Below are 11,811 nucleotides of genomic sequence, written 5' to 3' on the forward strand. Positions count from 1 at the left end.
AACTGCTGAAGCTGGACAACGTCCACGCCTACTACGGCAAGAGCCATGTGCTGCATGGCGTGTCGATGTCGGTGGGCGAGGGCGAGATCGTCAGCCTGCTGGGCCGCAATGGCTCGGGCCGCTCCACCACCGTCAAGGCCATCATGGGCCTGGTGGATGCCACCGGCGGCATCGCCTGGCGCGGCGAGCAGATCACTGGCCGCAAGGCCTTCGAGATCGCCCACCGCGGCATCGGCTACGTGCCCGAGAACCGCGACATCTTTCCCAAGCTGACCGTGCACCAGAACCTGCTGCTGGGCGAAAAGTCGGGCCGCAAGAGCACGCGCTGGCAGATCGACGACATGTATGGCCTGTTCCCGCGCCTGAAGGAGCGCCAGCACACCGAGGCCGGCGTGCTCTCAGGTGGCGAGCAGCAGATGCTCACGCTGTGCCGCACGCTGATGGGCGACCCCGACCTGATCATGATCGACGAGCCTACCGAAGGGCTGGCGCCGAAGATCGTGGAACTGGTGGCCGAGTACCTGCGCGAACTCAAGCGCCGCGGCATCAGCGTGCTGCTGGTCGAGCAGAAGCTGACGATTGCGCTGGAGGTCTCCGAGCGCTGCCTGGTGATGGGCCACGGCCGCATCGTCTTCGAGGGCACGCCCGCGGGGCTGAAGGCCGACAGCTACGTCCGCAAGGAGTGGCTGGAGGTGTGAGTGGCGGGGGCCTTGCACAGGCTCCCCGCCGACGATTCAATGCACCGGTGCCAGTTCAACCTGGATGCTGGTGCTGGTCACGGTCCAGCGCAGCGCGCGCATCGGGCCGCCATCCACCAGGTTGCCGTAGCCGACGATCATGCCAGCGTCATTGATGCCGGTGGCCACACTGTGGGTGCCGCCGGGGTAGTGGCCCAGCGTGAGGGCAGCGCCACCGCGCCACAGCACGGCGATCGAGTGCACACCCACACCTGGCGATGGGCCGAAGCCGACCATGTCGCCCAGGTTGTTGATGCCCAGCACCTCGTGGCCATAGGCGCGCTTGCCGCCATCGCGGCCGGGCAGGTAGCGCATCGTTCCCTTTTTCCAGATCACCGGGATGCGGCCCGGGGCCAGACCGGCGATCAGACCTTTGTCGTTGACATGCGTGGCATTGCCCAGACCCAGATCTGTGAACTGGCCACCCTTCCAGGAAAAAGCCCGGAACGCCGATCCGACCAGGGCAGTGCCCACCACCACGCCCTTGTTGCTGATGCCATGGGCTTCATGGAAGGCCAGATAGCCTGGGTCCGGCGACCCCATCTCGCCCAGCTGGGTGACGCTGCCATCGGGGTTCCAGCGCACGGCACGCTGGGCGAAGTTGTCGGTGACCGAGGAACCCACCGCTTGCCCAGCGTCGTTGATGGCGAACGCCCGAGCCAGGCCGTAGCTGCCAAGCGATGGCAGGTACTGCGCGTTGCCGTTGGCGGCCCACTTCACCGCGGCCCAATGGTCGCGCGTGGCCTGGTGGGAGCCCACGGCTTCACCCGATCGGTTGATGGACGCCGGCATGGCCAGGAAGCCGCTGCAGCAGTCGGGCAGCGCACTGATGACGCCGCCGGAAGACCACTGCGCATTGACGATCTGGAAGTCGCCATCGCGCATCGCGATGCCAATGGCCTGCCCCGACTGGCTCAGCGCCAGGGCCGATGAAAAGCCACCGGTGTAGAGACCGCCCAGGTCCTGCACCGTCGTCGCGGCCTGTCCGCTCGCGGGCCACGCGAGCGCCGCGGCCAGGGTGCCGGCCAGGAGCCAGGCCGAGGCCCGTGAGCGGTGGGTGGTGGAGGTCGTGTCACTCATCAGGTATCCCCTTGTAAATGGTCGTTTTGCACATCATGACCGCATGCATCACCACGCACAAGCCCAAACCTGTGTCCGGATGAATCGTTGCTGCCGCTGGGGCCCGCGCATCAGGGTTAATGAGGAGTCCTGCTGTCGCTGGGGCGACGCGGGCGCCCGCCGCTTCTCCATAGAATCGAACGATCGTTCTATTTGCGTCTTACCCCTTCGCGAGGACACGCCGACATGACTGCACGCTATGAGACCCGCGGCCCGGTGGCCGTGATCACGCTGGACAACCCGCCGGTCAACGGCCTGGGCTACGCCACCCGCGTGGGCGTGGCGCAGGGCCTGGAGCAGGCCGACGCCGACCCGGCCGTGAAGGCGGTGGTGATCACCGGCGCCGGCAAGGCCTTCTCCGGCGGCGCCGACATCAAGGAGTTCGGCTCGCCCAAGGCCACCGCCGCGCCCAACCTGCTCGACCTGATCCGCGCCTGCGAGCTGTGCAGCAAGCCGGTGGTGGCCGCGGTGCACAGCGTGGCCATGGGCGGCGGCCTGGAGCTGGCGCTGGGCTGCCACTACCGGGTGACGGCGCCGGGCGCCAACATCGCGCTGCCGGAGGTGAAGATCGGTCTGATCCCGGGCGCCGGTGGCACGCAGCGCCTGCCGCGCGTGCTGGGCGTGGAAACTGCGCTGAACATCATCGTCTCGGGCGATCCGGTCAAGAGCGAGCTGCTGGCCAGCCTGCCGGGCCAGAAGCTCTTTGACAAGGTGATCGAGGGCGACCTGCTGGACGGCGCCATCGCCTTCGCGCTGGAGAAGGCCGATGTGCGTCCGCTGCCGCTGGTGCGCGACCTGAAGGTGCGCCACGAGAACCCGGACGGTTATTTCCAGTTCGCCCGCAACATGGTCAAGGGCATGGCCAAGAACTTCCCGGCGCCGGCCAAGTGTGTGGACGCCGTCGAGGCCTCGATCAGCAAGAGGTTCGACGAGGGCATGGTTTATGAGCGCGAGATCTTCACCGCGCTGATGTTCACGCCCGAGTGCAAGGCGCTGCGCCATGCCTTCTTCGCCGAGCGCGCCGCCAGCAAGATCCCCGACGTGCCCGAGGACACCCCGGTGCGCGCCATCAACAAGGTCGCGGTGATCGGCGCCGGCACCATGGGCGGCGGCATCAGCATGAACTTCCTGAACGCCGGCATCCCGGTGGTCATCCTGGAGATGAAACAGGATGCGCTGGACCGCGGCATCGGCACCATCCGCAAGAACTACGAGGCCCAGGTCAAGAAGGGCAAACTCAAGGTCGACAAGTACGAGCAGCGCATGGCGCTGCTGAGCACCACGCTGAGCTACGCCGACATCGGCGACGCCGATCTGGTGATTGAGGCCGTGTTCGAGGACCTGGACGTCAAGAAGGCCGTCTTCGAGCAGCTGGATGCGGTGATGAAGCCCGGCGCCATCCTGGCTTCGAACACCTCCACACTGGACCTCAACAAGATCGCTGCCTTCACGAAGCGCCCGCAGGACGTGGTGGGCATGCATTTCTTCAGCCCCGCCAACGTGATGAAGCTGCTGGAGGTGGTGCGCGGCGCCGCCACGGCCAAGGACGTGCTGGCCACCGTGATGCAGCTGGGCAAGAAGATCCGCAAGACCTGCGTGGTCTCGGGCGTGTGCGACGGCTTCATCGGCAACCGCATGATCGAGCAGTACAGCCGCCAGGCCGGCTTCCTGCTGGAAGAAGGCTGCACGCCGCAGCAGGTGGACAAGGCGGTCGAGAAGTTCGGCTTCGCGATGGGCCCGTTCCGCATGGGCGACCTGGCCGGCAACGACATCGGCTGGTACATCCGCAAGCGTCGCTACCTGGAAAAGCCCAACCTGCGCTACTCCAAGACGGCTGACCTGCTGTGCGAGCTGGGCCGCTACGGCCAGAAGACCGGCGCCGGCTGGTACGACTACGTGCCGGGCAAGCGCGATGCGATCCCGTCGGCGGTGGTCACCGAGATGATCGACAAGCACCGGGCCGAGCTGGGCATCACGCCGCGCCAGATCAGCGACGAGGAGATCGTCCAGCGCCTGGTCTTCGCGCTGGTCAACGAGGCGGCCAAGCTGCTGGAGGAGGGCATTGCCAACCGCGCCTCCGACGTCGACATGGTCTACCTGACCGGCTATGGCTTCCCGCTGCACCGCGGCGGTCCGATGTGCTATGCCGACACGCTGGGCCTGTGGAACGTGGCGCAGGCGATGAAGCGCTTCGCCAAGAACCCCCACGACGACGCCGAGTTCTGGCAGCCCGCGCCGCTGCTGGCCCGTCTGGCCGCCGAAGGCAAGAGCTTCTCCTGATCCACGCCTCCAACGCAACCCAGGACACACCATGACCCGAGCCGTCATCGTCTCCACCGCCCGCACGCCCCTGGCCAAGAGCTGGAAGGGTGCCTTCAACATGACCCACGGCGCCACGTTGGGGGGCTTCGCCGTCCAGGCCGCCGTCGAGCGTGCCGGCATCGACCCCGGCGCGATCGAGGATGTGCTGATGGGCTGCGCCAACCCCGAAGGGGCCACCGGCGCCAACATCGCCCGCCAGGTGGCGCTGCGCGCCGGCCTGCCGATCAGCGTCAGCGGCGTCACCGTCAACCGTTTCTGCTCCAGCGGCCTGCAGACCATCGCGATGGCTGCGCAGCGCGTCATAGCCGGCGAGGGAGACGTCTACGTCGCCGGTGGCGTCGAGAGCATCTCCTGTGTCCAGCAGGAAATGAACACCCACATGCTGGCTGACAGTTGGCTCAAGGCGAACAAGCCCGAGATCTACTGGAACATGCTGCAGACCGCTGAGAACGTGGCCAAGCGCTACGGCATCGCCAAGGAGCGCATGGACGAGTACGGCGTGCGCAGCCAGACCCTGGCCTGCGCCGCCCAGGAGGCGGGCAAGTTCAACGACGAGATCGTCGCCTGCACCGTGACCGCTGGCGTGGCGGACAAGGTCATGGGCCTGCGCAGCCAGCAGGTCACGATCAGCGCCGATGAAGGCCTGCGTCCCGGCACCACGATCGAGGCGGTGCGCGGCATCCGCAGCGCGGTGCCCGGCGGCGTGGTCACGGCCGGCAACGCCAGCCAGTTCAGCGACGGCGGCGGCGCCTGCGTGGTGGTCAGCGAGACCTACGCCGAGCAGAAGGGCCTGAAGCCGCTGGGCCGCTTCCTGGGCTTCGCGGTGGCCGGTTGCGAGCCTGATGAGATGGGCATCGGCCCGGTCTTCGCCGTGCCCAAGGTGCTGAAGAAGCTGGGCCTGACGGTGGCCGACATCGACCTGTGGGAGCTCAACGAGGCCTTCGCCGTGCAGGTGCTGTACTGCGCCGACACGCTGGGCATCCCGATGGATCGCCTGAACGTCAACGGCGGTGCGATCGCCGTGGGCCACCCCTATGGCGTGTCGGGCCAGCGCCTGACCGGCCATGCGCTGATCGAGGGCAAGCGCCGCGGCGCCAAGCGGGTGTGCGTGACGATGTGCATCGGCGGCGGCATGGGCGCGGCTGGCATCTTCGAAGTCCTCTGATGAGCGACGCGCGTGCCAGCCCCGAGGCCTTTCTGCAGATGGGCCGGGAGATCCTGGCGAAGCAGCCCTTCAGCGGCCTGCTGGGCGCGGAGCTGACGGCCCTGTCGCCGGGTCAGGTGGAGCTGCAACTGCCGCTGCGCGACGAGCTCAAGCAGCAGCACGGCTTCGCCCATGGCGGCGTGGTCAGTTACCTGGCCGACAACGCGCTGACCTACGCCGGTGGCACGGCCATGCAGGTGCCCGTGGTCACCTCCGAGTTCAAGATCAACTATGTTCGGCCGGCGCTGGGCCAGCGACTGGTGGCGCGCGCCCGCGCCGAAGCCACCGGCAAGGCGCAGAGCGTGGCGCGCTGCGAGGTGTACGCGGTGACCGACGGCGTCGAGAAGCTGTGCGCGCTGGCGCAGGGCACGATCGTTCGCCTGGGTGAGGGCGGCTGAGCATGGACCTCGACACGCTCCGCCGCTTCTTCCAGCTCTCGCCCTTCATGCGCGACCTGGGAGCGGAGCCCACAGCCGTGTCGCCGGGCCGGGTGACTGCGGTGCTGCCCATGCAGGACCGGTTCCGCCAGCACAGCGGCCACGCCCACGCCGGGGTGCAGACCACGCTGGCCGACCACAGCATGGGCTCGGCCGCCCAGACCCTGGTGGCCGATGGCCACTGGGTGCTGACCGCCGACCTGAAGGTGAGCCTGCTGCGCCCGGCCGATGGCGAGCGCCTAGTCTGCGAGGCCTGGGTGGTCAAGCCCGGCCGCACGCTGAGCTTCACCGAGGCCGAGGTCTGGGCCGAGCGCGAGGGCGACCGCACGCTGGTGCTGAAGGCCTCGGCGACGATGGCCGTGGTGCCGCTCGATCGGCGCTGAGAGCGCCCACACCGCAACCAAGGAGGGCGCATGCGTCCGATCGTCGATTTCCAGCTGAACGACTGGCTGAAGGTGGCTGCGCTGGCCCAGCGCCAGCGCTTTGCCGACCACAGCGCCGAAACCTTCGCCCAGGTGCTGGACACCTGTGAGCGCATCGCGCGCGAGAAGTACGCGCCCTTCAACCGGCTGGTCGACACCCAGGAGCCGTCCTTCGACGGCGAGAAGGTCCACCTGCCTCGGGCCACGCATGACGCCTGGGCGGCCTATGCCGGCAGCGGCATGCTGGCCGCTGCGCAGGACTACGAGATCGGCGGCATGCAGCTGCCCTACGCGGTGGAGGCGGCGGCCAACGCCTTCTTCGCCAAGGCCTCGGCCAGCATCGGCGCGGGCATGCTGACCAGCGGCAACGCGAACCTGCTGATGGCGCATGGCACGGCGCTGCAGCAGCAGGTCTTCGCCCACAACGAGTTCAGTGGCCGCTGGGCCGGCACGATGTGCCTGTCCGAGCCGCAGGCCGGCTCCAGCCTGTCGGACATCGCCACCCGCGCCGAGCCCGATGGCGCCGATTTCCAGGACGACCCGCTGGGCCCGCGCTACCGCCTGCGCGGCAACAAGATGTGGATCTCCGCCGGCGAGCACGAACTGACCGAGAACATCGTCCACCTGGTGCTGGCCAAGATCCCCGGGCCGGATGGCCAGCTGGTGCCCGGCGTCAAGGGCATCTCGCTGTTCATTGTGCCCAAGATGCTGGTGGACACCGACGGTCAGCTGACCGGCGAGCGCAATGACGTGGCCCTGGCCGGCCTGAACCACAAGTGCGGCTGGCGCGGCACCACCAACACGCTGCTGAACTTCGGGGAAGGCAAGTACCCGGTGCGCGGCGGTGCCGGCGCCATCGGCTATCGCGTGGGTGCGCCGGGCGAGGGCCTGCGCTGCATGTTCCACATGATGAACGAAGCGCGCATCGCGATCGGCCTGTCGGCCGCGATGCTGGGCATGGCTGGCTACGAGGCCGCGCTGGCCTATGCGCGGCAGCGGCCGCAGGGTCGTCCGATCGGGGATGGCGGCAAGGATGCCTCGAAGCCGCAGTCGCTGCTGATCGAACACGCCGACATCAAGCGCATGCTGCTGGCCCAGAAGGCCTACGCCGAGGGCGCGCTGGCGCTGTGCCTGTACTGCGCGCGCCTGGTCGACGAAAAGCACACCGGCACGCCCGAGGCCAGCGCCGAGGCCGCGCTGCTGCTGGAGGTGCTCACGCCCATTGCCAAGAGCTGGCCCAGCGAGTGGTGCCTGGAGGGCAACTCGCTGGCGATCCAGGTGCATGGCGGCTACGGCTACACCCGCGACTTCCCGGTTGAGCAGTACTGGCGCGACCAGCGCCTGAACATGATCCACGAGGGCACGCACGGCATCCAGGCGCTGGACCTGCTGGGTCGCAAGGTGGTGATGCAGGGCGGTGCCGGCCTGAAGCTGCTGGCCGAGCGCATCAGCGACACGCTGGCCCGCGCCGGCCAGGACGAGCAACTGGCCGCCTATGTGCCCGCGCTGGGCGGTGCGGTGCAGCGCCTGGGGGCTGCCACCAAGGCGGCCTGGTCCACCGGCGTGCCCGAGGAGGCGCTGGCCAATGCCACGCCCTACCTGCAGGCCTTCGGCCATGTGGTGCTGGCCTGGGTGTGGCTGGAGCTGGGCCTGGCGGCCCGCGCCGCGGCGCCCGCCAGCGACGCCGAGCGCGCCCGCAACGCCGGCCTGCTGTCGGCGCTGCGCTTTTTCCATGTGTACGAGCTGCCCAAGATCGACGCCTGGCTGGGCGTGGTCAGCAGCCGCGAGGCGGTCTGCCGCGAGATGCAGGACGCCTGGTTCTGACCCACCAAGGAGACCGACCGATGAGCACCCCCGTGATGAAACTCTTCGACCTCAGCGGCCAGACCGCCGTGGTCACCGGCGGCTCGCGCGGCCTGGGCCTGCAGATTGCCGAGGCGTTGGGCGAGGCTGGTGCGAAGATCCTGCTGAGCTCGCGCAAGGCCGCCGACCTGGAGGAGGCCGCGGCCCACCTGCAGGCCAAGGGCATCGATGCCCGCTGGGTGGCCGCCAACGCTGCCCAGCCCGAGGACGGCCGACGCATCGTGGCCGACGCGATGGAGCGCCTGGGCCGCATCGACATCCTGGTCAACAACGCCGGTGCCACCTGGGGCGCCCCGGCCGAGGAGCATCCGCTGGAGGCCTGGGACAAGGTGATGGACCTGAACATCCGCAGCCTGTTCGTGATCAGCCAGGCGGCGGCGGTGACCAGCATGATCCCGCGCCGTTCGGGCCGCATCATCAACGTGGCCTCGATCGCCGGCCTGGGCGGCAACCCGTCGGCCATGAAGACCATCGCGTACAACACCAGCAAGGGCGCTGCGGTCAACTTCACCCGCGCGCTGGCCACCGAGTGGGGCCGCTACGGCATCACCGTCAATGCGCTGGCGCCGGGCTTCTTCCCCAGCAAGATGACCAAGGGCCTGCTGGATACCCTGGGCGCCGACAAGATGGCCGCCCACGCGCCGCTGAACCGCCTGGGCGATGACGATGACCTCAAGGGCGCCACGCTGCTGTTCGCCAGCGCCGCTGGCAAGCACATCACCGGCCAGATCCTGCCCGTGGACGGGGGTGTCAGCGCCCTGATCGGCGGCTGAGCTGTCCTTCGGCGATGATCCCGGCATGAGCCATCGCAAGCCCCCCATCCCGTTTCCCGTCCGCATCCCCTTCGTCGAGCAACTGGGGCTGGAACTGCACAGCTGCGCCGACGGTGCGGCCGAGTTGCGTGTCGACCTGGCCGAGTCGCATCTCAACTCCTGGGAAGTGGCGCATGGCGGCGTGCTGATGACCATGCTGGATGTGGTGATGGCCCACGCCGCGCGCAGCCATGACATGCTGGCCGGGCCCGGCGTGGCCACCATCGAGATGAAGACCAGCTTCATGCGCCCCGGCGAGGGCGAGCTGCGGGCCCTGGGCACGCTGCTGCACCGCACCTCGACCATGGCTTTTTGCGAGGGCCGCGTGATCAACAGCGATGGCCAGCTGTGCGCCCATGGCACAGCCACCTTCAAGTACCTGCGTGCGCTGCCCGCCAAGGGCCGCCATGTCAAACCCCTGCAGCGCGCCGATGGCCCTGCGTCCTGAACGAAAGAGCACCCGATGAGCACCCTCAACCGCCAGATCCACCTCGTCTCGCGCCCGCAGGGCGAGCCCAGCACCGCCAACTTCGCCCTGGTCGAGGCGCCCGTCGAGGCGCTGGCCGATGGCGAGGTGCTGGTGCGCAACCACTACCTGAGCCTGGACCCGTACATGCGCGGCCGCATGAACGAGAGCAAGAGCTACGCCCAGCCGCAGCCGCTCAACGAGGTGATGATCGGCGGCACTGTGGGCGAGGTGGTGGAGTCGCGCAACGAGCACTTCAAGGTCGGCGACAAGGTGGTGGGCATGGGCGGCTGGCAGGAGTACCAGCGCGTCAACGCCAGCCAGCGCGGTGTGCTGCAGAAGGTGGACACCACCCACATCCCGCTGTCGGCCTACCTGGGCGCTGTGGGCATGCCGGGTGTCACCGCCTGGTACGGCCTGACCCAGATCATCGCCCCCAAGGCCGGCGAGACCGTGGTGGTCAGCGCGGCCAGCGGTGCGGTGGGCGGTGCGGTGGGCCAGCTGGCCAAGGCGCGCGGCTGCCGCGTGGTGGGCCTGGCCGGCGGCCCGGCCAAGTGCGAGGCGGTGGTGAACGAGCTGGGCTTCGATGCCTGCATCGACTACAAGGCCCATCCGGACCTGCGCTCGCTCAGCAAGGCGCTGAAGGACGCCTGCCCCGATGGCGTCGACGGCTACTTCGAGAACGTCGGCGGCATGATCCTGGACGCGGTGATGCTGCGTGCCAACGCCTTCAGCCGCATCGCCTTCTGCGGCATGATCGCCGGCTACAACGGCGAGCCGATCCCGATGGCCAACCCGGCGCTGATTCTGGTCAACCGCATGAAGCTCGAGGGCTTCATCGTCAGCGAGCACATGCAGCTCTGGCCCGAGGCGCTGAAGGAGCTGGGCACGATGGTGGCCACCGGCAAGTTCAAGTACCGCGAGACCGTGGCCCAGGGCCTGGAGAGCGCGCCCGAGGCCTTCCTGGGCCTGCTCAAGGGCAAGAACTTCGGCAAGCAGCTGGTCAAGCTCGTCTGATGGCTGAGCGGCCGCCCATCGCCTGGACGGCAGCGCGCTTCGAGGGCCTGTCGACAGACGACCTGTACGACGCGCTGCAACTGCGCGCCCGCGTCTTCATCCTGGAGCAGGGGCCCTACCTGGACCTGGATGGCCTGGACCGCCACAGCCTGCACCTGCTGGGCCGCCTGGCCGCGCCCTGGGGCGCGCTGCCGGCGGGCGAGGCGGTGCTGTACCTGCGGGTGGTGGATCCCGGCCTGAAATACGACGAGCCCTCGATCGGCCGCGTGGTGGCGCACGCTGCATTGCGCGGCACCGGCCTGGGCCGCGCGCTGGTGGCCGAGGGCCTGCGCCACACCGACGCCGCCTGGCCCGGCCAGGCCAACCGCATCAGCGCGCAGGCGCATCTGCAGCGCTTCTACGCCGAGTTCGGCTATGCGCCCGTGGGCGAGCCCTACAGCGAAGACACCATTCCCCACATCCAGATGCTGCGCCCGGCGCAGCGCTGAAGGAGTTCACGATGAAACGATTGGCAGGCCGCGCGGCGGTCATCACCGGTGCCGGTTCGGGCTTCGGCCTGGAACTCTCGCGGCTGCTGGCCGGGCAGGGCATGCACCTGGTGATGGCCGACGTGCAGGCGGCGGCGCTGGAAGCCGCTGCACAGGAGATGCGCGGCCTGGGCGCCGAGGTGCTGGCCCAGGTGGTGGATGTCTCCAAGGCCGATCAGGTTGAGGCGCTGGGCGCGGCCACGCTGGCGCGCTTCGGTGCCCCGGGCGTGGTTTTCAACAACGCCGGCGTGGGCGCCGGTGGCCTGATCTGGGAGCACACCCTCAAAGACTGGGAATGGGTGGTGGGCGTCAACCTGATGGGCGTGGCCCACGGCGTGCGCGTCTTCACGCCGATGATGCTGGCTGCTGCCCAGGCCGATCCGACCTTTGAGGGCCACATCGTCAACACCGCGTCGATGGCCGGGCTGCTGAACGCGCCCAACATGGGCGTCTACAACGTCACCAAGCACGCGGTGGTGTCGATGAGCGAGACGCTGTACCAGGACCTGCGCCTGGTGACCGACCAGATCAGCGCCAGCGTGCTGTGCCCATATTTTGTGCCCACCGGCATCCACCAGAGCGAGCGCAACCGGCCGGCCGAGATGGCCAATGCCGGCGCTGGGCCCACGCGCAGCCAATTGATCGGCGCGGCCATGGCCGAGAAGGCGGTGACCAGCGGCAAGGTCAGCGCGGCCCAGGTGGCACAGTTCGTGGTGGATGCCATCCTGGCCGATCGCTTCTACATCTACAGCCACCCGCACGCTTTGGGCGGCGTGCAGGTGCGGCTGGAGGACATCATGCTGCAGCGCAACCCGACCGACCCGTTCAAGGAGCGGCCGGAGCTGGGCGAGCGGCTGCGCGCCCAGCTGCGTGGCTGAGCGGCGG

12 protein-coding genes are annotated in these 11,811 nt (G+C 68.7%); 11 read left to right on the forward strand and 1 reads right to left on the reverse strand.

The window, feature by feature from the left end:
- The first annotated feature begins 2 nt into the window (after positions 1-2).
- Complete coding sequence (locus KAK06_RS12005) at positions 3-698, forward strand: ABC transporter ATP-binding protein (protein WP_210802425.1); 696 nt, start codon at positions 3-5, stop codon at positions 696-698.
- Between the two features lie 36 nt (positions 699-734).
- On the opposite strand, the gene KAK06_RS12010 is transcribed toward KAK06_RS12005, so the two are convergent.
- Positions 735-1,817 (reverse strand): hypothetical protein, encoded by a 1,083-nt coding sequence (locus tag KAK06_RS12010; protein ID WP_210802346.1) that lies wholly within the window; start codon positions 1,815-1,817, stop codon positions 735-737.
- A gap of 225 nt (positions 1,818-2,042) precedes the next feature.
- Between KAK06_RS12010 and KAK06_RS12015 the strand changes: the two genes are divergently transcribed.
- From KAK06_RS12015 to KAK06_RS12060, 10 genes are read left to right on the forward strand one after another with little or no spacing between them, the layout of a single operon-like run.
- Positions 2,043-4,136 (forward strand): 3-hydroxyacyl-CoA dehydrogenase NAD-binding domain-containing protein, encoded by a 2,094-nt coding sequence (locus tag KAK06_RS12015; protein WP_210802347.1) that lies wholly within the window; start codon positions 2,043-2,045, stop codon positions 4,134-4,136.
- A gap of 31 nt (positions 4,137-4,167) precedes the next feature.
- Positions 4,168-5,343 (forward strand): acetyl-CoA C-acyltransferase, encoded by a 1,176-nt coding sequence (locus tag KAK06_RS12020; protein WP_210802348.1) that lies wholly within the window; start codon positions 4,168-4,170, stop codon positions 5,341-5,343.
- Positions 5,343-5,780 (forward strand): PaaI family thioesterase, encoded by a 438-nt coding sequence (locus KAK06_RS12025; protein ID WP_210802349.1) that lies wholly within the window; start codon positions 5,343-5,345, stop codon positions 5,778-5,780. The genes KAK06_RS12020 and KAK06_RS12025 overlap by 1 nt, the downstream gene beginning before the upstream one ends.
- Positions 5,781-5,782: 2 nt before the next feature.
- Entirely contained in the window at positions 5,783-6,202 is a 420-nt protein-coding gene (locus KAK06_RS12030; protein WP_210802350.1) for a PaaI family thioesterase, read from the forward strand.
- Between the two features lie 30 nt (positions 6,203-6,232).
- Positions 6,233-8,065 (forward strand): acyl-CoA dehydrogenase, encoded by a 1,833-nt coding sequence (locus tag KAK06_RS12035; protein WP_210802351.1) that lies wholly within the window; start codon positions 6,233-6,235, stop codon positions 8,063-8,065.
- 20 nt (positions 8,066-8,085) lie between these two features.
- Positions 8,086-8,877, forward strand: a complete 792-nt coding sequence (locus KAK06_RS12040; RefSeq protein WP_210802352.1) for an SDR family oxidoreductase — start codon at positions 8,086-8,088, stop codon at positions 8,875-8,877.
- 25 nt (positions 8,878-8,902) lie between these two features.
- The gene (locus KAK06_RS12045; RefSeq protein ID WP_210802353.1) at positions 8,903-9,364 is read left to right on the forward strand and encodes a PaaI family thioesterase; all 462 of its coding nucleotides are present in this window, start codon (positions 8,903-8,905) and stop codon (positions 9,362-9,364) included.
- 15 nt (positions 9,365-9,379) lie between these two features.
- Positions 9,380-10,399, forward strand: coding sequence for an NADP-dependent oxidoreductase (locus KAK06_RS12050; RefSeq protein WP_210802354.1), 1,020 nt, complete (start codon positions 9,380-9,382; stop codon positions 10,397-10,399).
- On the forward strand, positions 10,399-10,887 hold the full coding sequence (locus KAK06_RS12055; RefSeq protein WP_210802355.1) for a GNAT family N-acetyltransferase: 489 nt from the start codon (positions 10,399-10,401) through the stop codon (positions 10,885-10,887). Before KAK06_RS12050 ends, KAK06_RS12055 begins: the two co-directional genes overlap by 1 nt.
- 11 nt (positions 10,888-10,898) lie before the next feature.
- A complete protein-coding gene (locus KAK06_RS12060) occupies positions 10,899-11,804 on the forward strand; it encodes an SDR family oxidoreductase (protein ID WP_210802356.1) in 906 nt (301 codons plus the stop codon).
- Positions 11,805-11,811: the final 7 nt, after the last annotated feature.

The organism is Ideonella aquatica (assembly GCF_018069755.1).
Classification (GTDB): domain Bacteria; phylum Pseudomonadota; class Gammaproteobacteria; order Burkholderiales; family Burkholderiaceae_C; genus Ideonella; species Ideonella aquatica.

Coding starts and splice junctions, on each gene's coding strand:
- KAK06_RS12010 (WP_210802346.1), bottom strand. CDS start 1,817: ATGAGTGACACGACCTCCACCACCCACCGCTCACGGGCCTCGGCCTGG.
- KAK06_RS12015 (WP_210802347.1), top strand. CDS start 2,043: ATGACTGCACGCTATGAGACCCGCGGCCCGGTGGCCGTGATCACGCTG.
- KAK06_RS12020 (WP_210802348.1), top strand. CDS start 4,168: ATGACCCGAGCCGTCATCGTCTCCACCGCCCGCACGCCCCTGGCCAAG.
- KAK06_RS12025 (WP_210802349.1), top strand. CDS start 5,343: ATGAGCGACGCGCGTGCCAGCCCCGAGGCCTTTCTGCAGATGGGCCGG.
- KAK06_RS12030 (WP_210802350.1), top strand. CDS start 5,783: ATGGACCTCGACACGCTCCGCCGCTTCTTCCAGCTCTCGCCCTTCATG.
- KAK06_RS12035 (WP_210802351.1), top strand. CDS start 6,233: ATGCGTCCGATCGTCGATTTCCAGCTGAACGACTGGCTGAAGGTGGCT.
- KAK06_RS12040 (WP_210802352.1), top strand. CDS start 8,086: ATGAGCACCCCCGTGATGAAACTCTTCGACCTCAGCGGCCAGACCGCC.
- KAK06_RS12045 (WP_210802353.1), top strand. CDS start 8,903: ATGAGCCATCGCAAGCCCCCCATCCCGTTTCCCGTCCGCATCCCCTTC.
- KAK06_RS12050 (WP_210802354.1), top strand. CDS start 9,380: ATGAGCACCCTCAACCGCCAGATCCACCTCGTCTCGCGCCCGCAGGGC.
- KAK06_RS12055 (WP_210802355.1), top strand. CDS start 10,399: ATGGCTGAGCGGCCGCCCATCGCCTGGACGGCAGCGCGCTTCGAGGGC.
- KAK06_RS12060 (WP_210802356.1), top strand. CDS start 10,899: ATGAAACGATTGGCAGGCCGCGCGGCGGTCATCACCGGTGCCGGTTCG.